This is a genomic window from Pelagibius sp. Alg239-R121, from assembly GCF_947331435.1.
GTDB lineage: Bacteria > Pseudomonadota > Alphaproteobacteria > Kiloniellales > Kiloniellaceae > Denitrobaculum.
The window spans coordinates 146,594-168,972 of sequence record NZ_CAMZOF010000013.1 but is presented as its reverse complement, the minus strand read 5'-3'; the positions used below and the strand labels follow the sequence as shown (position 1 = coordinate 168,972).

The following is a 22,379-nucleotide window of genomic DNA, read 5'->3' as shown; positions in this document are numbered from 1 at the left end:
GGCGCGAGTTTATGCGTTTAAAGCTTCAAGTCGCATAAATTTCAGTGCGAATTTTGAAGAAAATACGCTATTCTGCCGATCTGCAAGGGGGCGGCTAAAGTGCAACAGATCGATTTATCCCAGAATCTCAGGCTGCTCTGCAGCTTTGAAAAATCGGTATCCGAGGTCTGTCGGGCCATCGATATCAACCGGCAACAGTTCAACAAATACCTGAGCGGCGCCTCGAAACCCTCCGCCTTTAATCTTCAGCGGATCTGCGATTATTTCGAATTGCCGCCGGCGGAGCTGTACCTTTCGCACAACGAATTCGCCAGCCGTCTTCAGTTCCGCGCGGACGGCAGGGGTAAGGCCCGCGAGCCACATGCAAACCGCCTGCTGAAAAAAGCTTTTCCAGGGGACCGCCGCAGCCTCAGCCGCTACCTCGGCTACTACATGGCGCACTTCCATTCCTTCAGTTGGGAAGGTCACATCCTACGCTCTCTGGTCTGCCTCTACGAACAGGACGGCATGATCCTGACCAAGACGATCGAGCGCAGCAAGGATCCCGCAGACGACACCGTGTATCTTTCAAAGTACACCGGTTACGTCTCGATCCTCGGTAACCGCATCTTCGTCGTCGAATTCCAGACCCTGGCACAGGACGCCATCGTCGAGACGGTGCTTCATCCGGCCGGGCGCAGCGAACTGACCTTGTTGCGCGGTGTGACTTTTGGTCTCTCGAGCAAACACCGGAACCCTTACGTTTCACGCACAGTTTGGAAGTACCTGGGACGCAGCGTGGACCACCGCTCGGCGCTCAAGGCCCTGGGCATTCTCCCCACCTACTCTGCCGCCCTAGACCCGCGGGTCGTGCAAATCCTGGGTGACAAACCCTTCCCCAACGAGCACCTGCATTACGACCTGGAACCTCAGAGCGGGCAGCTGGGACCACCGCCGAACCGTTGAGGCGCTGACCTTAAGTTAGATCGGCCTGTGCAAAGCTCGCTTCCAGCGCTTCGGCGACCATCGGCAGATCGTCTTCCGACAAGCACAGAGGCGGCACCATTCTCAGGACAGACCGGTGTGGCCCGGATTTGGAGAGTATGAGACCTTGTTTTCGAGAGGCCTCAAAAACGCGGACCGTTTCCTCAGGCGCCGGCGCCTTGGAGTGACGGTCCTTCACAAGTTCGATCGCCAGCATCAGGCCGCGTCCGCGGACGTCGCCGATCACTTCGTATCGCTGTTGGAGGTCCCGAAGGATTTCGAGTAACCCGTTCCCGACCTTTCCGGCATTCTCCTGCAGTTTTTCCTCTGAAATCGCCTGAAGCACCGCCCGTCCTGCCGCACAGGAAACCGGATTTCCGCCGTAAGTGTGAAAGCAGAATTTATCGCCGATCGCATCGGCGACCTCGCGCCGCGCGATCACGGCGGCCAGCGGATAACCGTTTCCGATCCCCTTGGCCGCAACCACGACGTCCGGCACCACGCCATGAGCCTCGAACGCCCAGAAGCCATCACCTGTCCGGGCGAAACCTGACTGCACTTCATCGATCACCAGCAGTCCGCCATGCGCGCGGACCCGCTCGGCCGCACCTGCGATGTAACCCTCGGGCATCTCGACGATGCCGCCGTAACCCTGCACCGGTTCGATGATCATGCCGGCAAGATGGCCATTGGTCGCCCCGGTTATCGTGCGATCGATTTCATCCAGATAGGGCTCGCTGCCGGGTCCGAAGATGCCACGGTACTGGTTCGGTTCGGCAACGTGATGAATGCCACCCAGCAGCGGAACGTTGTGCCGAAAAGCCGCGATGCCGGTGAGTGACTGGGCACCAAAGGTAGCACCGTGGTAACCGCTGCGTAGAGCCAGAAAATCGACGTTTGCGGTCGCGGCCCGCGCCATCATCAGGGCGAGATCGATAGCCTCGGCGCCGGAATTCGTAAAATGCACCACCCAGTCGTGACCCGCAGGCATGGTCGCCGCCAACTCCTCCGCCAGGTGCGCAGGCGTTGGATGACAGAACATGGCGGTGCAGTGAGCAAGATTGGCTGCCTGTTCGCAGACCGCCTGCGTCACCCCCGGGTGAGCATGCCCCACGCTGATACAGACGTTCATACCCAGCAGGTCTGTGTACTTATTATCCTGCTCATCCCAAAGGTACTGTCCCTGCCCTCGCTTGAAGATCAGCGGCGTCTTATAGGGCATGAACGACCGTTGCGATGCGGCGTAATGCGCCTCTCGGCGTGCCAGGACGCTCTCGGTCGACCAATCGATCTCTGGCGCAAGCGACATCCCATTAACTCCTCGTAGAAATCCCTTTGTCGGCAGTCAATCTATCCGCCCTGGAGCCGCAATGACACCTTAGCCACCCAAGCATCAGTAAAACCTGGGGCACGCCATTAGGAAGAGGCCGGGCTATGGCTCGGCAATCCATTCAGGCGTAGCATCATCCTCATGAACCGGATGAGCCGAACATGACGAGCCGCCAATCAAGAGGTGGATCACGAGGGCGAACAGGCGGCGGGCGCCAGGCTCGCAGGGCAAGCCGCTTGCAAGCTTCCTCCGTACGGGCCCCCTATATCCAACGTAAGATCTCCACCTTCGATATCCTTTCGGAAGAAGGGCTTGAGCTGATCGAGCACAACGCCGACCTGATCTTGAAGGACATCGGCGTCGAGTTTCGCGACGATCCGGAGATTCTGGAACTTTTTCGAAATGCAGGCGCCGATGTTTCCGGCGAACTCGTGCGTTTCGAGCCAGGCCATTGCCGCAGCATCATCGCGACCTCTGCGCCGGCTCAGTTCAAACAGCATGCGCGCAATTCGGAAAACACGATCATCCTGGGCGGCAGCAACACCGTACTTGCACCGGGTTGGGGGCCGCCCTTCATCCACGATCTCGACGAGGGACGGCGCTATGGCACCATCGAGGATTTCCGCAAGCTGATCAAAATCTGCCACATGCTGCCTGAGTACCACCATTCCGGCGGTGTGATCTGCGAGCCGGTGGACCTGCCCGCCAACAAGCGTCACCTGGATATGCTGGCCAGCCATTTCCGCTATTCCGACCGGGCCGTGTTTGGCGCACTCATCGGTGCCGAGCGCGCGCAGGATTCGGTCAACATGGCCAAGATCGTCTTCGGAGAGGATTTCGTCGCCAACAACGCGTGCCTCTATGCGGTCAGCAACTCCAACGCGCCACTGGTTTGGGACAGCGCCATGACCGGCGCCTTAAAGGTCTACGCGCGCAACAATCAGGCTGTGGCGGTCACACCCTGGACGCTCGCCGGTGCCATGAGTCCCTGTACGGCGGCAGGCACCCTTGCGCAGGTTCTTGCCGAAGCCCAGGCCGGCCTCGCCCTAGCACAGTTAGTTAGTCCCGGCGCGCCCTGCCTCTTCGGCTCCTTCGCCAGCACCATCTCCATGCAGTCCGGCGCACCGACTTTCGGCTCTCCTGAAAGTGCCCATCTTGTTTTGGCGGCGGGGCAGCTCGCCCGCCGTCTCGGCGTCCCATTCCATACGGTGGGCGCTCTGACGTCTTCGAAAGTTCCGGACGGCCAGGCCATGGAGGAAGGTACCTGGGGGCTGATGATGTCGGTGATGGCAGGCGCCAACTTCATCAATCACGCAGGCGGTTGGCTAGAGGGCGGCCTGGTCCACGGTTTCGAAAAAGCGGTCATGGATGCCGACATCTGCGGAAAGGTCGCTGCTTTCGCCCAGGGTCTCGATCTGTCGGAAAAGGCCCAGGCTCTGGACGCCATCCAGGAGGTCGGGCCCGGTTCGCATTTTCTTGGCAGCAGCCACACCCACGCAAACTTTCAGACTGCCTTTTTTTATCCGCAGAACGCCGATGCCAACTCCTACGAACAATGGGTCTCGGATGGCAGCAAGGACGCAGCGGCACGCGCAAACAAACGCTGGAAGAAGCTGCTGCAGGACTACCAGCAACCACAGCTCGATCCCGCCATTGACGAGGCACTGGAAGACTACATAACCCGGCGGAAATCCGAGGCACCGGATCTCAGCTACGCCTGAACGGAGTATGTTCCAGCTTGGGCCTTTAAGCGTTCATAGAAGCCCCAATGATGCTCCAGGAAATCCTTGAGATGTGGTGCCTTTGCCGCCGCGGCCTCGAATACCGCGTCCGGATCAGATGCATCCTTACGGATACCGCTGGAGGAGAGAACATCCGCGTGCCAGCCCTCGACATGCTGCCAGCCTTCAGGCACGTCGCTGGTCCGCCATTCGAAAGCTTCTTTCTTGAAAGGCAGATCAGCAAATTCCCAAAGCCGGCCGATAACGCTCTTCGGGTTTTCGGAAACCGCCTCCGCTTCAATCACAAGCGGCTGGGCGCCGAGCGCGTCTCGCAGGAAGCAAAATTGCCGCCACTGGGCCTCAATTCCAATTTCTGTCAGCGACAGTTGGGGATCGAGTTTATAGTAGGAAGCGATCGACCGTCGTGGGTCGCGAACCAAAAAGACATTGCACAGCCGGTGCGCAAAAGCCTCATCCTCAAAGATCCGTGGCACCACATAGTAACTCATGTCCTTGAAGAATACGGGCCCGGCGTCGGCTGCCTCCAACAGCATTGAACGCACGTCGTTATAGTCCATCGGTGCGGTCTTTTCTTCGTCCAGCATCGGCAACGGCCGGACCGACCGATGAAGGTAGTAGTCTGCCAGAAAGGGTTCGTGGAACACTTCGCAGTCACCGCGCTCGCGCATGATCCGCTCGGTCGCGGTCGACATGGAACGCGGATGGGCCCAAAGCGCTACGATCGGATGGCTCATAAGATTGCCTCTGATTTATCCATCGGGCCCGCCTCGCCAAAGTCAGACGCTTCGGCACAGAGTGCCCCCAAGTCACCGATTGTCTGCTGCAGCCTCTCGGCAATTGAAACCGCCATACGTTCAGGGAGATCGCCGAGCTCACGGGCCCGGCTGACCACAGTGATTTCCCGCCGGAATCCGACCACGGGCAAAGGCGAGATCTCCAGCTTCATGCCTTCCTGCACCGCATCGAGCAGCAGTGTCGGACTCATGATGGCAAAGGCATGGCCGGCATGAACGGCAGCCGTCACCATGCTGGCCCGGTCTGCCTGCATCACACGCACCAGATCGAGACGCAGGCGCCGCAGGTGCTGGTCGATCCGCCGTCCGACCGGGGTTGAGTCGGAAAAGCGAGCAAGCGGTAGCTGCTGAGCCAATTCCGCCAAATCATCCTTTGGGCCGGTAAATCCGCGAGGCGTGATCAGCAGAAAAGCCTCGCTCATAATATGAAAGCGTTCGAGCCCGCTGGTGTCGTAGAGCGCATCGGACGTCACCACCATATCGGCGCGCCGGTTGCGCAGCAGGTCGGTGTGATCACTGGCCAGACCCGCGAAACAGGCGACTTCCGGAATGGCTTGCCGCTTGGCGAACTCCGTCACAACCGGCATGAGTGTGGTGGCGATCGAGGCCAGCATCCCAACCCGCAAATAAGGCACCGGCGCACTCTCCACCCGGCGCATTTTGGAACGCAAATCTTCGACTTCACTGAGGATAAGCCCGGTTTTGCCATGCAATACCACCCCCGACTTGGTGAGTTCGATCGGCCGGGCATAGCGGTCTATCAGTTTGGTCGCAAAGGCGCGTTCCAGCGACCCGAGGTGTTGGGAGGCCGCGGACTGAGTTATGCCGAGCATCTGCGCGGCCTTGGTGATGTTGCGTGTCTCGACGATCGCCGCAAAGACCTCCAGCGCACGCATCAGATTGAAATCGAAGCTCGAGCGCCTCATCGCATTGCTTTCCTCATCCCGAATTGTCGGATGATTGACCTTGAGAAACCATCATAAGTTATTCTTATTTTGGATGCATCCCATTGCGTCGCAAGCACATCCCGTCCTTCTATTGTGCGACTCAGATTCACAACCCGGGAAATCCATGGCTAGCGTTCCAGAAAGCGCCGAAATCGTCATCATCGGAGGCGGTGTCATTGGCCTGTCTGTGGCTTGCCATCTCGGTTGGCGCGGGGCGCAGGATGTAATTCTGCTCGAACGGCATCAACTGACCAGCGGAACTTCGTGGCACGCCGCCGGGATCATAGGTCCTCTGCGGGCGAACATGAACCTGACCCGACTGTCGGTCTACGCCATTGACCTTTTCGCGCGGTTGGAGCGCGAAACCGGGCAATCAACGGGTTACAAGCGTACGGGCGGCCTCTGGCTGGCGCAGACCACCGACCGCATGACCGAATTGAAGCGCACCGCTGACATGGGACTCCTGGCCGGGCTCGAGACGAGAATATTGGACAGGGCCGCGGTTCAGGAAAGGCTGCCTCTGCTTGAGACCGGGGATCTTGCGGGCGGCCTCTGGGTCGAAGAGGACGGACAGGCAAACCCGGTCGATGTCTGCATGGCCTACGCTAGGGCTGCGCGTCAGGCTGGCGTGCGTATTTTCGAAAACACACCGGTTGAGACCGTGAACACACGTGGCGACGCTGTGCATTCAGTGGCGCTCGCGGATGGCAGGAACATTCGCTGCAAGACCGTGATCAACTGTGCAGGTGCCTGGGCGCACGAACTGGGTGCCAGTACAGGGGTCGCCATTCCGCTGCAGGCGGTGGAGCATATGTATGTGGTGACCGAACCCATCTCCGATCTACCCCGGCCCTGCCCCATCGTCCGCGATCTCGACGCCCGCATCTACATCAAGGAGGACGCCGGACGCCTCGTCCTAGGCGGGTTCGAGCTCAACGCCAAGCTGTTCGACGTCGAGGCTGAGAGTGGCAATGTGCCCTTCCTCGAGCTTCCACAGGACTGGGATCAGTTCGAGCCTTTCATGCTGGCGGGCCTAAACCGCATTCCTGCCCTTAACGACAGCGGCATTCAGCACTTCATGAATGGGCCCGAGAGCTTCACCCCTGATACGAAACAAATCATGGGTGAAGCACCGGAATGCCGGAACTACTTCGTAGCCGCCGGATTCAACTCCATCGGCATCGTCTCCTCAGCCGGTGCCGGCAAGGTCATGGCCGATTGGGTCCTCGACGGCAGTCCGCCAATGGATCTTGCCGATGTCGATATCACCCGATTTGAATCCGACATGTCGGATTCAAAATTCCTTACTTCCAGAACACAGGAAGCGGTCGCCAGTCAGTTTGAGATGCATTGGCCTTACAAGCGCATGAAGACGGGACGAGGTCTTCGCCGCCTCCCCTGCGACGAGGTCTGGCGCCATGCAGGTGCCACCTTCGGTTCGCCCGCAGGCTGGGAACGTCCGCTTTGGTTTACCGCTGGTTCCCGCGTCAATGAGGAACGATACAGTTATGGCGATCAAACCTGGTGGCCGGCAGCACAGCAAGAGTGTCTCGCAGCCCGCGACGCCGCGGTTCTGATCGACCTCAGCCCCTTTTCCAAGTTCAGCATCTCGGGTTCCGCAGCCCTCGCAAATATTCAGCAGGTCTGTTCAGCCGACATGGATGTTGCAGCGGGTCATAGCGTCTACACACAGTTACTCAACCAACGAGGCGGGATCGAAGCCGACGCGACGGTCACACGGCTCGCTGAAGATCGATTTCTCCTGGTTGGTGCCGCGCCCTCCAGGCGCCGGGACCTCGCCTGGCTGGAACGGCACCTGACCCCGGTCATCGTCCACGACAAGACCCGTTCCCATGCCGTGCTCGGCCTGATGGGCCCGAAGGCACCGGAGATCTGGTCTGCTGCCGGTGGCGATCCGGGTGCCCTCGCTTTGGCCTTCGGTGCATCAGCCCAGTACATGCTCGGCAACACGAGGCTGAGAGCCACCCGGTTGAGCTTTATCGGTGAATTCGGCTGGGAGCTTTATCTGCCATGGAACGAAGCTGCTGCATTCGCGGAGCACCTCCTTCATATAGGCCAGCCGCTTGGCCTGCGTCCAATGGGTCTGCATGCCGTCGACAGTTGTCGCATGGAGAAGGGCTTTCCCCACTGGGGTCATGATATCGGCCCTGAAGACACACCGCTGGAAGCCGGTCTCGGCTTTTCGGTCTCATGGAAAAAACCCGATAATTTTATTGGCCGCAGCGTGCTTGAACGGCAGCGCGAAACGGGCATCGAACGGCAGCTGTTACAGTTCGCCGTCGAGGACGGCCACCCGCTTCTGCTGCATGACGAACCTCTGTTCCGTGACGGAAAACTTGCGGGGCATACCACCTCGGGGGCACGGGGTTTCCGCACAGGCCTGTCGCTCTGCATGGGCTACCTCGCGCTGGAGAAAGGCGAAACCCTGGACGCGCTTTCTGCGAGCAGCTTCGAAGTTTCGATCGCAGGTAAGCGCCACCCCCTTCGGCTTCTTGCCAGGTCACCTTACGATCCAAACGGCAGCCGCATGCGCGGCACGACGAAAGAAAATGGCTCATGACCCAACAGGCGCGCGTGATTATTATCGGCGGTGGCGCCATGGGTGTCTCCGCGCTTTACCATCTCGCCAAGCTCGGCTGGCGGGACGTGCTGTTGATCGAAAAGAACGAACTGACCGCCGGCTCGACCTGGCACGCTGCCGGTCTTTGCACTCACTTCGCCCATAATCTCACCATTCAGGCCCTGCGTGCCCATTCGGTGCGGCTTTACTCGGGCGAGCTGGAACAAGAGACCGGAAGCCCTGTGAGTTTCCACCAGACCGGCGCTCTGCGGATCACGCGCTCGAAGGATCGCATGGATGAGTTCCGGCACGTCAAGGGCATTGGCAAGTACTCCGGCTTCGACTTCAATCTCCTCTCGCCGAGCGAGTTAAAGGACATCTACCCTCTGGTCGAACTGGACGGGATCGTCGGCGCCATTCACGAACCGCTCGACGGTCACGTGGATCCTTCGCAAGCCACACACGCCATGGCCCAAGGGGCTCGTAATAATGGCGCGCGGATCCTGCGGCACACACTGGTGACCGGTCTCGCGCGAAGGTCATCAGGCGAATGGCGGGTAAGCACCGACAAAGGCGAATTCGACGCCGAACACATCGTCATGGCGGCTGGAACCTGGGCCTACGAGATCGGATGTATGGCGGGACTTGAGCTTCCGGTCGTTCCAATCCTTCATCAGTACCTGGTAACCGACCGCATCGAAGCCGTCGCCGCTCTGGAGCAGGAACTGCCGATCATCCGCGATCCGGAGGAAAGCTGGTACGTGCGGCAGGAGCGCGATGGTCTGATCATTGGGCCTTACGAGAAAACCGGAAAGCCCTGGTCTGTCGATCAGGTTCCGCCGGAGTTCGGGATGGAACTGCTGCCGTCCGCTCTCGATGATGTCGAACACATCGTGACCGCTGCGATGGAGCGGATACCGGTCCTCGCCGAAGGCGGCATCAAGACTGTCGTCAACGGGCCGATCACTTTCACACCAGATGCCAACCCACTGATCGGACCCGCCTTCGGGCTCGATAACTGCTGGCTGCTCACCGGCTCCAGTATGGGCGTGATGGAAGGAGGCGGCGCCGGTAAATTTCTTGCCGAATGGATCGTCGGCGGCGAAGCACCGATGGACGCCCTTGCCCTCGACCCGCGCCGCTTCGGCGCCTTTGCTGATCGCAGTTACAGGATTGACAAGGCAATCGAGAGCTTCGGCAATCAATTCGCCATACATTTTCCTTTTGAAGAGCGCGAAGCCGGACGGCCCCGCCTGACTTCTGCGATCCACGACGAAATGGATGCCGCCGGCGCCGTTTTCGGCCAAGCCTACGGCTGGGAACGTCCCAACTGGTTTGCGCCCGCAGGAGACGCTCGCCAGTCCACACTCGGCTTTGGTCGCGCCAACTGGTTCGACGCCGTCGCCAGTGAATGCGCAACCGTATCGCAGCGGGTCGGCATCGCGGATATGTCGGTCTTTTCGAAGTTCGAGATCTCCGGTCCCCAGGCATCGCAATTCATGGCGCAGCTCGGAGCCAATAGTGCGCCAAGGATCAACGGCCGGGTCGGCCTCATTCACTCCCTTACAAAGAGCGGCGGGGTCGCATCTGAATTCACAGTGGTCCGGCTGTCCAAAGACCGTTTTTATCTGACATCGGCGGCTGCGGCGCGCCGGCAGGATCACGATCTGCTCCGCCGGATCGGCGTGTCGCACGAGGGTGTTGGGATAGCTGACATCACGGAAAGCAAGGGCGTCATCGCCTTGATGGGACCAAGTGCGCCTGAGGTACTTCAAAGTCTCACCGGCAGCGACCTTTCCGCCGATGACTTTCCGTGGCTGAGTGCGCAGGAGATTGACGTTAATGGTCTCAGGGTACTCGCAATCAGGGTTTCCTACGTCGGCGAAACCGGCTGGGAACTGCACGCGGACAAAGGCGTTTTACACAAAATTTACCGCAGCCTCTTGACGGCAGGACGCGAGTTCGGCATTAGCCCCTTCGGTGCCTTCGCAATCAATTCCCTGCGGCTCGAAAAAGGCTATCCCGCCTGGGGGATGGATCTTTCGACCGAACGCTCGCCGTTCGAAGCCGGCCTCGATCGGTTCGTGAAATTCGACGGGCGAACCTTTACCGGATGCGACGCCATCAAAACACGGGCGATTGAAATGTCACTACAGCTTATCGAAATCGATACCCGTCAGGTGGATGCCTTTGCACTGCATCCGCTCTTTGACCGGGACCGCGTCTGCGGACTGGTCACATCCGGCGCATATGGACACCGGACCGCCAAGAGTCTGGCTCTGGCCTACATCGATACCGGCCAGCCCGAAAAGATTCACGACTTATCTGTCGAGATTTGCGGGCAGCGTTATCCGGCCCGGAGACTATCCAAAGCACCCTACGACCCTGAGAACCTGAAGCTGCGTGGAACGGCTGCACCCGTTTAAAACGAAACCGGCACCGGTCCGATGTATGGACCGATGCCGGTGTATTCTTCGACCTGCCGAGGCAGGGCCTAGAGCGGGTCAGCCGCCTGTGCTGCGCACGGCTTCACCGTCGTAGCCGTAGATAAAGCTGGCACTTTCGATGAAGCTAAAGGGAATCTCCAAACCGATTTCCCGCGCCTTCAGGAAGTTGATGGCGATGTCCGGAGGCGACACGATACCGACATCGAGATCACCGATGTTGGCCGTACGCTGCAGGACACTGTGGGCGTAGAGGCTTGCTAAGTGGGCATTGCTCTCAAAGCTGATGCCGATCGACATCACAGCACTGTCGGGGCCCTCGGCAACGACTTCCGGCACGACACTCAGGACCGGAACACGGTCTGAGTTGGCGTTGATCGTCTCGATTTCACGGAACACGGCGGTGCTGCCGGTGATCCAGAACAGGCTGCGTTCCAGCAGTGGGTCCGACTTGCGCATCGTCGTCACGGCAGAAGAAACCAAACCCTCGAGTTCAGCCGCTGCATTCGCCGGGTCCTCGACAGAAATCATCTGAACACTGATGCCTTTTTCCCGGGCCAACTCGGCCATGGGATTGGCCTGGGTTTCAACGGCACTGATGTTGCGGCTGTCGACCAGAATGGAGAAATTGCGTAGGTCCGGCATGAAGTCGACGATGTACGCCATCTGCACCTCGACCGGCATGTTGAGCGAGGTAAAGGCGAAGTTTGTGCCCGATCCCTGATCATAGGCCTCGGCCTGCCCCAGAAGCACAGGATCCTTCGAGCAAACGGATATGACGGGGATTGCGCCGCCCTTGTAGGTGTCCCAGAGGAAAGCCGTGGAACGGGAGCCCATGGAGAAGATCAGTTCACTCTCGCTCTGCTCGGCCAGCTTGATGGCATCCATGCCGCGCTGCTCATCGCCTTTGTAGTTATAGACGGTGATCTCGGCATTGACGCCTTTGTTCGCAAAGACCGACAGGATCTTCGAGATAGCGACCTTGTAGGCAGAAGAAGGCTTCGGATAGAGCACGAAGAGCTTGCGGACCGGGCCGACACCATCGGTTCGCGTGATCACCAGCTGATTTTCATCGCCAGGTACTTCATTGAATTTCCAGTGCGCCTCCTGTTCCGTTTCGTAGCGGAACCAGTTGGCATACGCCGGTTCCGCTGAAACTGCGGGCTGCCCTGCAAAAAGGGTCAGGCAAACGGCAAACAGGCAAGACGCCACGATGCGGGGAAGATGCTGTACAGCATTCATTGTGAAGATTCCTCTCTTTCGCCAACGCGATTGTCGATCGGTGTAAACCGAACCGCGAAAAACAAACCGAACACGGCAACGACGATGCCGATATAAAGAATAACCATTGGACTCTGGCCGTAGAACGCGAAGAGCTGTCCGATCAGCAGCGGACCCGTGACATGGCCGACGCGCTCCAAAAAGCGATAAGCGGCGGCTGCCGGCGCCTCGCCGATCTGCTGCGAGATCGGAGAATCCACAACGTGTGTGACGACAGGTGCATTGATCAGGCCGTGCGCCGCCCCGGTCGTAGCAGCACCGACGACCAGCAAAATGGTTGAAACCATTGGACTGGAAGGCAGGAAGGCGAGCGATTGACTCGAAGTCAAACCGATGATCACCATCCCAACGCCGGACAGGAGTGCGCCAAAAACGAGGACCGAGCGGGTTTGGCCCGAGCGATCGACGCTTCTGGAAATATATGCGCTGCAAACCACCACTGCGACGGCGTAGATCATCAAGACCTGACCGATGTCCTCCTGCCGGTAGCCGGCGGCCTGCATAAGGAGAGGCAGAGCAAAGATGATGACACCGGTGAGCACCGCTTTTGCCGGAATACCGATCAGCGTGATCGTGCGCAAAAATTCCAAGTTCCGAATCACATCCGAGATATCGGCGAAAACACTTCGAAGACCGCGGCCCGTTTCGTCGAGCGACGCGGTCGACTTAACCTTCGGAACCGCTGCGAAAGTGTAAACGGTCATGGTCAGCGCAACGGCACTCGCCACGAAGAACACACCCTGAGTACCAAGCTGGGTCACCAGCAGAGAACCGATGGCCATCCCCGAGATCATACCGCCCTGGAACCCGAATACGATAATGCCGGCGCCTCTGGTGCGTTCCGATGGCGCAGCAGCCGCAAGGATGTAGGACTGTACGCCGATAAACAGCATGCCCTGCCCCAAGCCGGAGAGTGTGCGCGCGACAAGAACCGCTTCAAATGTCGGCATCAGAGCAAGTGTCAACAGTCCCGAACCAGAGATGACAAGGCCCGCATACATCAGCGGGCGGGCGTCTTTTTTGCGCTGCGCGTAAAAGCCAGCGGGGATCAAGGTGGAGGCAAAGGCGATAAAGTAGGTCGTGAACGCCATCGACGCGGCGCCTTCGGAAAAACCTGCGGTCTGCGCTGCGGCCTGAACCAGCTGCGGCAAAAACGCGTAGGTCAGATGCTCCGACAAAACTGCGACAAAAAAGACGGGCTTGACCAGCAGCAGAGCCCTCTGCTGCTGCGTGCTGCTGGTCTCCGTTCCATCATCCTGCCTTGAGCGCTGCGCCATCTGGACCGAGCCTGCAAACTGCAGAAATATGCCAGCCATGAAGGCCGACGCCAGGAACAAGGCCGCAAAGTTTTTCACACTGCGCGCTGTTTGCCGCACGACGATATCACTCGGTACTGCCACCGCGACATGTACTGACCGGCCGGCGGAAACACCTAAGTCAACGGTGTATTCATAGTCACCCGCCTCGGTCGTCCACGACTTGCCGACCGCACCATCGTCGGTGTGGATACCGACTTGACCATCGATCACCAGTCCGGCCGAGCGGATGTCCGGATGCAACTGTTTGAAATCGAGAAAGACTCGTTCGAGCCCTTTAACCTCAAGGATGTTCAGGTTCAGACGCAGGACGTTGCCGATGCGCTGTCCCAGGGAATCTGCCAATCCTTTGGTCTTTGCCTGAGCGCCGTCTGAATAGAGAGAAACCAGCGTGGCAATCACAATTGCCGATATGCTGGTGAAAATCAGTCCATAGACGATCTGCATCCATCTTCGTCGCCGGCCCGCCAACTGCGGCGCCTGAAGGGCAACGAACAACCCAAAAGTGATGGCAGCAATGGCGGACGCAATCAATACCGGCTGGAAGCTTTTTTGCACCCTCTCCTCGACTAACGAGAGCGGCATGCTCAAAGTCAGGCTGCCAACTGTTTCAAACCGGTTGCGCAGCGGCAGTATGACCTGCAGCGTCGTTTCGCTCTGCCGGGCAGTGAAAGTTTTGGATTCGTTCTGGCCAAGCGGCTCAGCGTCGGCCAAGAGCTCGGCCGCGGCGGCGCCATGTTCAAAGGCAACCTGACCGCGCGCGTCGAAGGCGGCGATCGAAGAGATTGTGGCATCTGAAGTCAGGAGCGCTTCCGCGCTGGCACGAAAGCCGACGAACTGCTTCAACGGAAGACCGGGGCGCAGGAAATGTTCCATCTTGTTTTGCAGGCTACGGCCCTGCGCGGCGAGCTTCTCCACCTGGAAATGGGAAAAGGTGCGCTTGGCCTCCCCCGTCCCGACATAGATCAGCAACAGCAAAGAAAGGCCGGTGACGATTGCCATCGTCAGACCCTCCAGTGCCGAGCTATGCCAAGTGGTGCTTTGCTTCATTTCTCCGGCTCAATCCGCAGTTTTTTTTATCCGAGCGTCGACTGCGCGAACAATGTGTGTAGGTGGTGCACCGTGCCGCGGCGCTGACAAAACAGCAGGTCGATCCTGTCGGCGAAGAGCGAGAGCACGAGATCGTCGTAATCCATCCCATGTGCCGCAAGCCCGGCACTCACCAGACTGGTCTTGTCGCCGCTGGGCTGCTTGAGGTCCGGTTTCGGATTGGCTTCGAGGATGTAGAGCTCGCCATCGTCCGCCATACGCAGATCCAGGCGGACCAGCGTTTCAAGATTCAGACCCATAAAGACTTCGAGCGAGACTTCTTCGAGTTTGGCCACCGTATCGGCATCCATCTCCGTGGTGAGGAGGCGAAGGCGATCCGCCGAAATCGGTTTTTGATCCATCGATGTGAAGATCTGTTCGTCTTCCTCCAACACACGTTCGGTTGGCGAAAACACGAAAGGCTTGGTGTCGATCTGCAGCTGCTCACTGCGCGCCGTCACAGGGCCGGCAACCGCAACACAGAACTCTCTACCAGGGAGGAAGCGTTCGATCATCACGTGGTTCTGGGTCGCGTGAAAGACTTCGTCGACGACCGGCGCCAAGTCCTTGCGGTCTTCAACCACATGAACATGCAGGGAGGCTCTCCCGGAGGCGGGCTTGACGACAAAAGCGCCATCATAACCAGCAAACACAGTCTTGAAGTTGACGTTGCTCTCCGGGTCGAAAGTGCCTCGTGCCAGGTGCCAGGTCAGAAAAGGTGAGGTCCTCAAGCCGCGGGCTTCAACCTCGCGCTTAAAGAAGGGCTTATTATCCAGGATACTTGTTGTGAGAGGATCGTGCCCGAGATAGGGCACGCCGAACATTTCGAGCATCGCGGGCCCGTGCGCCATGGGATTATAACCCTGCGTGCCACCCGTATTAAGCCAGGCAAATTGGATCGATCGGCGGCGCAATTCGTCACCGAGATTCATATCTTCCGGCAGAACATGAATCGACTGAAAACCCAGGCGGCGTAAAGCGCCGGCAATGTCTTCAGCAACGCTCTCGTAGCTTTTCCAGGGGCGCGTGTTGGGAGTCTGATAAATCACGTTGCCGGGGACGCGTTTATCGCCGCCATAAATTACAGCGATGTTCATTCGCTGCTTAAAACAGGCGATTTGATCTTCAAGCTGAGAAATTCTGCTTTGCCTTCGGGGCGGGTGCTGCCGGGACTCAAGCCAACGAACCCGAAACTCAGGCTCTTGCTCCAAGGCTTGATAATTTATGTCCATAGGTCCCCCAATTGGTCTCACTCAAAGATGTGCCAGCGAGCGAAAAGGTAGATTATTAGTAGTTAAATTTCGATGAAAACGCCAAAGAACGAGTAAAGCTTTCAGCACCTTCGAATAAAGGAATACTTAATTACTGTTGTTTACATATGAGTGTAGTTTGAACGGGAAATTGGTCGGTAAGGCAGGCGTACTATGGAGGACGTGAGAGCGCACCAGGAGGGGGAACGAGTGTCAACCGATACAATCGATACGTCATCGGATGGCAGTTTTTTACAATCTCCGGAATGCAGTAACGACAGCAAAGTCGGCAGGTTTGACAATGACCTGCTGCTGCGCCTTTTACGTTGTCAGAGTGAGGTCCTCGGTCACATAACTCGTAAGGCTTCTACTGACGCAACCTTTTCACCGATCTTTACGGCCGCCCAGGAACAGCTGTCTCCGTTCGCCTGCGGCATCGAGATCCAGAGCCCGCGGTCGGGCCTGGTTTATCACCTGGCCCAGCAGGGACTACCAAAATCCTTCGTGCAACAGGGTGCACGGCACCCCTTAAAAGCGGGTAAGAGCCTTGGCGCACTCTGCATTGCAGAGGGTCAGACAATCCTAGTGCCAAATCTGAAAAATTCATCAAAGCCGCTCAGCGATGAATTACGCGACCAGATGTTGGAAACCGAAATCCAGGCCATGTGGGCGCTGCCAGTCCCCGATGACGAGGGTACGGTGCTGGGCGCTCTGACCTTCTATTTCGACCGGCCCTTCGAAGTTGCCAGCGAAGACTGGAATGTCGTTGAGTTCATGGCGGATATGGCAAGTCACGCCGTAATCCACAGGCTCAGCAGGCAAGCGAAGAAAGTCGCGGACAGCCGCTTCGATGTGCTGGCCGACGCTATTCCCGGCGTCGTCTACCAACGCATCGTAACACCGGATAATCAGATTCGTTATACCTACATCAGCGACGCTGCGGAGGATCTGTTTGGCGTTTCCGCGCGAGAAATCCTCGAAGATCCCAACGCACTGTTCGACTGCCATGGTGAAGGCTACCGGGAGAATTTTCGCGAGCGCCTGCTGGAGGCCTCCCGAAAGTTAGAGATATGGGACGTGGAGGCAACCATCGCCGCCCGCGACGGTACCACCAAGTTCACGCATGCAATCGCAAAACCACTAAAGCAAGCCGACGGTACAGTTGTCTGGAACGGTGTCATCCTCGATGCGACCCGCATCAAGGAAGCGGAAATGGAAGCTGCGGCGGCCGAAGCCAGAACCCGTCAGGCCATCGTTGAAAACCTGAATCAGGGCTTCGTACTGTTCGATGCGGAAGACCGGCTGATCATCGCGAACTCGAAGCTTCGAAGCTACTATCCTGATCTCATCGCCAAGTCTCATCCGGGCACAAGCCTGGAGGATTTTCTTGCTGCAGAACACGCGGCCTGCTGCGGAGACGACGAAAACTGCAGCACTGCCATTGGCGAGTCTTTATCGGGCGTGGAAGAGCGCAGCCTGCCAGACGGCTCCTGGTTGCTCGTACAAACTCACAAAGCCGAGGGCGGTGAGACGGTCATACTCTATACCGAGATCTCAGAACTGAAAGAACGAGAGGCCGCACTCGGACGCTCGAACCGGGAACTCCAGGATTTCGCCTCGGTCGCCTCCCACGATCTGCAGGAGCCGCTGCGCAAAATCGAAGCCTTCGGCGACCGCCTCGCCTCACGTTGTGAAGAGCAGTTGGACGAGCAAGGCCAGCTTTATCTGGAACGGATGCTCAGCGCCGCCGGAAGAATGCGCCTGTTGATCAACGACCTGCTCACCTACTCCCGCGTGACGACAAAGGGACGACCCTTCGAACCCTGCAATCTGGACACGATCGCCAAGGAAGTAGTTTCGGACCTTCAGGTTCGCATCGAAGAAACCGGTGCCGCCATCGACCTGGCGTCCCTACCAACCATCGATGCAGATCTGGTGCAGATGCGGCAGCTCTTTCAAAACATCATCAGCAATTCCCTGAAGTATCACAAGGAAGGTGTGCCTCCGAAAATTACGATTGGCGGCACCGTTGGGGATAAAGAGAGCCGATCATATTGTGCGCTTCAGTTCGCCGATAACGGGATTGGATTCGAAATGCGATATGCGGATCGCATCTTCAGCATCTTCCAACGTCTTCACGGCAATCAGGAATTTGAAGGCACCGGCATCGGCCTCGCAACCTGCCGCAAGATCGTTGAACGTCATGGCGGGCTGATCGAAGTGGACAGCGTAGTGGGTGAAGGTTCGACCTTTACCGTAAAGCTTCCTGTTGTTCAGAGAAGTGAGACGACGAAGAGTGATAAAATGGAGAAGAAGCCGCTATGACGCTAGGTAAGCCCATAACGATTTTGGTTGCAGACGACGACCCCGATGACCGCATGCTGATTGAGGATGCTTTCCTTGAGAGCAAGCTCAGTAATCGGCTGCATTTCGTAAAGGACGGGATCGAACTGCTCGAATATCTGCGGCATGAAGGTTCCTTTGCAGACCCAGAGTCGTCGCCCCGCCCCGGTATCGTCCTGCTGGACCTCAACATGCCGCGAATGGACGGGCGTGAGGCCTTGGCCGAGATCAAAGCCGACCCCAACCTCAAACAGATTCCGATTGTGGTGCTGACGACCTCAAAAGCGGAAGAAGATATCCTGCGCACCTACGACATGGGCGTTAACTCCTTTGTCACCAAACCCGTAACTTTCGAAGGTTTGGTGGACATGGTTCGCGTTCTGACCAGTTACTGGATTCAGATCGTCGAGTTACCTCCTGCTGAAGCTTTGGCAAGCTAACAAGTGGGGTCTTTGGTAAACATGCAGGACGAACGCACCATCAGGGTACTGCTCATCGATGACGATGAGGATGACGTCCTGTTGACGCGTGAGCTCTTTAGCGAGATCAATCAGAAGGACTCTCTGGTCCGATATGAACTGGTGTGGGAGCAAAGTCCCACTGCCGGATTTGATGCTTTGTGCCAGGATCAATTTCACGTCGCATTGCTGGATCATTATGTCGGCGGACGAACGGGAATTGAGATTGTCGCAGATGCGGTTGCCGCCGGAACCAATACGCCAATGATTCTGCTGACCGGCGCAGGTAACGAAGATATCGACTTTGCCGCGATGGAAGCCGGCGCGTCCGATTATCTGGAAAAAGGTCACCTGTCCGCGAGCTTGCTGGGTCGTTCGATCCGCTATGCAATTCGGTCAGCCCGCGTACGTGGCGAGCTGGCGGCCGCCAAGGATGCAGCGGAATCGGCTAACCGCGCGAAATCCGAGTTCATCGCCAACATGAGTCACGAGCTGCGTACGCCGCTCAATGCCATTATCGGCTTCAGCGATATCATGCTGAAGGAACTCAAAGGGCCGATCGGAAACGAAACCTACATCGAATACATCTGCGAGATTCGGCAGAGCGGAGAGCATCTGCTGAACCTCATCGTCAGTGTACTGGATATCTCCAAGATTGAGGCGGGTAAAACCGTATTGATCGAAGAGGAATTTGACTTGAAGTCCGTTGTGAAATCCTCGCTTGCTATGGTCGCTCCGCGCGCGGAGGCCGGTGGCGTGTATCTCGACATGACGGTCGACCCTAAGACTGAACGAGTCTTCGGTGACGCACGTGCCATGAAGCAGATCGTACTCAATCTGCTGTCCAACGCAGTCAAGTTCACCAATCGTGGCGGCCGTGTGTCGGTCTCGACAACGTTGGAATCAGACGGCGCGATCACTCTCTCGGTTGTTGACAACGGTATTGGGATTGCCGAAGACGCACTCGCGCGCATTCTGGAGCCTTTCGAACAGGCCGGCAGCGCTCTGACAAGGCGCTGGGAAGGCATCGGATTGGGATTGCCGATCGTAAAACGCCTGGTTCAGCTTCACGACGGCGAGTTGGTCATTGAAAGCGTCGAGAACGAGGGCACTTGTGTCCACATGCACCTGCCGGCTGAACGGACGATGGGCAAAGACGCCGTTGCCAAGCGGCTTGAAGAGGCCGCATCCGAAGAACTGGACTTGCCGCCGGCAATCCGCGCTTAGAACGCGATCTACCTGAACGACCAGGCACTCATGCCGATGGAACCATAGCTGCAGCTATGATGAAGCCTGCGGGTTGTTGCCCCCTCTCCTCCAGCCAACTAACTGTCAAAGGCCTGCGCCCAAGCGGGCACTGCCGTACCTTGAGCGCCAAGGCGCGCAGATTGTGTACGCTCGCGCCGGACCCGACATCGAATCGAGGCGCTTAGTCGCTCTGTAACAGACGTCAACGCCTTGAAGCTCGGCATCTACGTCGTCTACGACAGCAATCGCAGCCTTGTGCACAGGGTCCGGGCCTTCGTTGATTTCCTTGTGGAGTCCTACAGGACACGGCTCTAGGGTCCGGTCGCTGGGAACGCCTCTTTGCAAGCCAGCAACAGCCGGAAAGGCAGCAGATCGAAGGATCGGTTATCCGGTTACCGACGATATGCATCACGCTGCGCAGAGAGTGAGATTCCAGTGGCGCAGGGACGTTCCCTTGACGGATCTAGCGGTTTCCGACGAAACTTGGTCGTATGCACGATGGGCGCCCGGGGGCTAGGTGGCTATGAACGATGCAAATGAAAATCTTTGCTTGAAGGCCGTGGCGTCTTGGAAGCTCGAGGAACGCGGCGAAGAAAACGCGCGCTACTTTTTCGAGACCCAAAAGATCGCTGGCCTCTATAGCGGTGAGAACTGCTTTGTCATCGGGCGAAAGGGTTCGGGCAAGACAGCAATCGCCGAGCACATTCTGAACAAGCAGGACTACGGCACGTTCGCGCAAACACTGTCGTTCCGGAACTTCCCGTTCAACATCTTGGCAAAGTTCGAACAGGAGGGCTTCGCCACTTCGTCCCGATATACCAATATCTGGAAGTACATCACCTATATGACGATGCTCCAGACCTTTGCAAAGAACGAATCAGTTTCACCCGAACTCCGAACGCTTATCGACGAGGAAATGCCTCAAAATCTCGGTCGGGCCACATCCGATTACATCCAACGGATTACCGATCGCTCGTTTGGACTTAAAATTCTGAGCAGCGGCGGCAACGCATCGACCAAAAACACCTATCTTAGCAACGACACAGCGATCTATGAACGGGTGGCGATCCTGGAAAGCATCATCGATGAGCACATCGACGATAGCACCTATTTCATTCTTTATGACGACCTTGATGACGACTACGACCGCGAAAGCGCACACCCCGACAGCACCTACGCAAAGCTCCTCGGCGGACTGTTCAGGGCAACTCTGGACATCAAGGCAAAATTTTCGCGGCGCGCAAAAATATACCCGATCGTGTTTTTGCGAGACGACATCTATGACCTGCTCCGGAGCAATAACAAAGCCAAGTTGATGAGCGACATCATCGATCTGCGTTGGCAGAACTCGGTGCTCAACGACATGGTGTCCTATCGAATCCTGAAAGCAGCGGGCACCAACCCGTCAGAGATGGCGGCGGACTCTGCTGCCAACATGGAAAAAGCGCTGGGTCTGCTGTTCGAGAGCACCCGTGTTACGCTGAGCGGCAAACGACGGACCCGCCCCCTTATTACTGAGATCGAAAGGCGGAGTTACGGCCGCCCGCGCGACATCATCGCCTATCTGCAAATTGCCGCGAGTAACGCCGTTCAAAAAGGAGAGAAGCTTGTATCGGCGGACACACGTAAGAGCCTCGATCGGCTCTATTCCGAATACCTTATCACCGATCTGATCGACGAATTACACACGCGGATCCCGGATATAGAGGATGTGCTTGCGATCATTTCAAGCAGTGGAAAGGCCAGTCTTCATTACCAAGACGTGGAAACGCGCTTAAAGGAAAACCTAGGTCAGTTCAGCGAGCACACCCGTGCGCTCGGCACACGGGGGATCGTGGATTTACTGGTAAGGTCGAGCGTACTTGGCAAACAGCTGCCCGTCGAGAATCAGCAGGAGTTCCGCTACCAGAACCGCTTCATCCGTGTATCCTCTAACGATAAACTATATATTCACCGGGGCCTTCACAGCGGACTGATTGTATCGTGAGACGGTCGCACGAATAGTCTTCGCTACAGACCAATCCGCGGCGACAATTCATCAGTCGCGATTAAGAAACTGCGCCATTTCCGTAAGCGCAAATCCGGCCGTATCTTCGATGAGCGCAGATGCCTTCGGTTGCAACTTCACGTAACGCGGCCGCTTCTGCGGATCGCTAAGAGTCACAAAACCAGCTTCTTCCGCGATGGTGATTGCACGGCGCACCTGCGAAGCCGAAAGATGCGGCACAAACTTCTCGGCTTCCGACAAGCTGGTGCGACGCCCCTTGGCATCGTTGCGGTAAATCTGGGTCAGAAGCGGCCAGTAGTAGGCCGAATCCATTTTTTCGAACTTCGAGACCTCATCAAACCAGCGCATGCTCGCCTTTTCGACGGCCTGGATATAACCAATCACGCTGTCTGTCACATTGTCGGCTTGTTGGGTTTGTTCGGTTTTCGACATCTTGTCGAGCATGGTGAATTCCTTTCTCCCCGTCTTTGCGGTCAGACAGACGTTAAATTGCGCGCGTTATAATGTCAATATGAATGACAATAAAAAATTAATTTGCCATTCAATTAAATTTCAATTTGACAATTATATGAACCTAACCTACAT

Annotated in this window: 15 protein-coding genes; 8 read left to right on the top strand and 7 right to left on the bottom strand. The window is 57.5% G+C overall.

From position 1 onward, the window contains the following. Nucleotides 1-99 precede the first annotated feature (99 nt). Complete coding sequence (locus tag QMZ18_RS32925) at nt 100-945, top strand: helix-turn-helix transcriptional regulator (RefSeq protein ID WP_282610685.1); 846 nt, start codon at nt 100-102, stop codon at nt 943-945. Nucleotides 946-955: 10 nt separating this feature from the next. On the opposite strand, the gene QMZ18_RS32920 is transcribed toward QMZ18_RS32925, so the two are convergent. Then, nucleotides 956-2,272, bottom strand: coding sequence for an aspartate aminotransferase family protein (locus tag QMZ18_RS32920; RefSeq protein WP_282610684.1), 1,317 nt, complete (start codon nt 2,270-2,272; stop codon nt 956-958). A 182-nt stretch (nt 2,273-2,454) separates the two neighbouring features. Here QMZ18_RS32920 and QMZ18_RS32915 point away from each other — a divergent pair, with 182 nt between their 5' ends. Next, complete coding sequence (locus QMZ18_RS32915; RefSeq protein ID WP_282610683.1) at nt 2,455-4,014, top strand: trimethylamine methyltransferase family protein; 1,560 nt, start codon at nt 2,455-2,457, stop codon at nt 4,012-4,014. Here the strand turns inward: QMZ18_RS32915 and QMZ18_RS32910 are convergent. Next, nucleotides 4,005-4,769: a hypothetical protein gene (locus QMZ18_RS32910; protein WP_282610682.1), complete on the bottom strand. Its 765-nt coding sequence runs from the start codon at nt 4,767-4,769 to the stop codon at nt 4,005-4,007. The two genes, QMZ18_RS32915 and QMZ18_RS32910, sit on opposite strands and share 10 nt — an antisense overlap. Then, on the bottom strand, nt 4,766-5,755 hold the full coding sequence (locus tag QMZ18_RS32905) for a LysR family transcriptional regulator (protein WP_282610680.1): 990 nt from the start codon (nt 5,753-5,755) through the stop codon (nt 4,766-4,768). The genes QMZ18_RS32910 and QMZ18_RS32905 overlap by 4 nt, the downstream gene beginning before the upstream one ends. A 145-nt stretch (nt 5,756-5,900) precedes the next feature. Between QMZ18_RS32905 and QMZ18_RS32900 the strand changes: the two genes are divergently transcribed. Beyond that, on the top strand, nt 5,901-8,357 hold the full coding sequence (locus QMZ18_RS32900; protein WP_282610679.1) for an FAD-dependent oxidoreductase: 2,457 nt from the start codon (nt 5,901-5,903) through the stop codon (nt 8,355-8,357). Then, nucleotides 8,354-10,783, top strand: a complete 2,430-nt coding sequence (locus QMZ18_RS32895) for an FAD-dependent oxidoreductase (RefSeq protein WP_282610678.1) — start codon at nt 8,354-8,356, stop codon at nt 10,781-10,783. The genes QMZ18_RS32900 and QMZ18_RS32895 overlap by 4 nt, the downstream gene beginning before the upstream one ends. A gap of 78 nt (nt 10,784-10,861) precedes the next feature. Here the strand turns inward: QMZ18_RS32895 and QMZ18_RS32890 are convergent, their stop codons facing one another. From QMZ18_RS32890 to QMZ18_RS32880, 3 genes are read right to left on the bottom strand one after another with little or no spacing between them, the layout of a single operon-like run. Further along, nucleotides 10,862-12,043 carry an ABC transporter substrate binding protein gene (locus tag QMZ18_RS32890; RefSeq protein WP_282610677.1) on the bottom strand — a complete coding sequence of 394 codons (1,182 nt, stop codon included), beginning with the start codon at nt 12,041-12,043 and terminating at the stop codon, nt 10,862-10,864. Then, a complete protein-coding gene (locus QMZ18_RS32885) occupies nt 12,040-14,448 on the bottom strand; it encodes an MFS transporter (RefSeq protein WP_282610676.1) in 2,409 nt (802 codons plus the stop codon). The genes QMZ18_RS32890 and QMZ18_RS32885 overlap by 4 nt, the downstream gene beginning before the upstream one ends. Before the next feature lie 26 nt (nt 14,449-14,474). Beyond that, nucleotides 14,475-15,584 carry a hypothetical protein gene (locus QMZ18_RS32880; RefSeq protein ID WP_282610675.1) on the bottom strand — a complete coding sequence of 370 codons (1,110 nt, stop codon included), beginning with the start codon at nt 15,582-15,584 and terminating at the stop codon, nt 14,475-14,477. A 363-nt stretch (nt 15,585-15,947) separates the two neighbouring features. Here QMZ18_RS32880 and QMZ18_RS32875 point away from each other — a divergent pair, with 363 nt between their 5' ends. The 4 genes from QMZ18_RS32875 to QMZ18_RS32860 all read left to right on the top strand — a co-directional run bounded on the left by QMZ18_RS32875 (nt 15,948) and on the right by QMZ18_RS32860 (nt 21,773). Next, complete coding sequence (locus QMZ18_RS32875) at nt 15,948-18,062, top strand: ATP-binding protein (RefSeq protein WP_282610674.1); 2,115 nt, start codon at nt 15,948-15,950, stop codon at nt 18,060-18,062. Then, nucleotides 18,059-18,520 carry a response regulator gene (locus QMZ18_RS32870; protein ID WP_282610673.1) on the top strand — a complete coding sequence of 154 codons (462 nt, stop codon included), beginning with the start codon at nt 18,059-18,061 and terminating at the stop codon, nt 18,518-18,520. Before QMZ18_RS32875 ends, QMZ18_RS32870 begins: the two co-directional genes overlap by 4 nt. A gap of 21 nt (nt 18,521-18,541) precedes the next feature. Beyond that, on the top strand, nt 18,542-19,765 hold the full coding sequence (locus QMZ18_RS32865; protein ID WP_282610672.1) for a hybrid sensor histidine kinase/response regulator: 1,224 nt from the start codon (nt 18,542-18,544) through the stop codon (nt 19,763-19,765). 544 nt (nt 19,766-20,309) lie between these two features. Continuing rightward, nucleotides 20,310-21,773 carry a hypothetical protein gene (locus tag QMZ18_RS32860; protein ID WP_282610671.1) on the top strand — a complete coding sequence of 488 codons (1,464 nt, stop codon included), beginning with the start codon at nt 20,310-20,312 and terminating at the stop codon, nt 21,771-21,773. Between the two features lie 51 nt (nt 21,774-21,824). Here QMZ18_RS32860 and QMZ18_RS32855 read toward each other — a convergent pair whose 3' ends face one another. Then, nucleotides 21,825-22,238, bottom strand: a complete 414-nt coding sequence (locus tag QMZ18_RS32855; protein WP_282610670.1) for a hypothetical protein — start codon at nt 22,236-22,238, stop codon at nt 21,825-21,827. Nucleotides 22,239-22,379 lie beyond the last annotated feature (141 nt).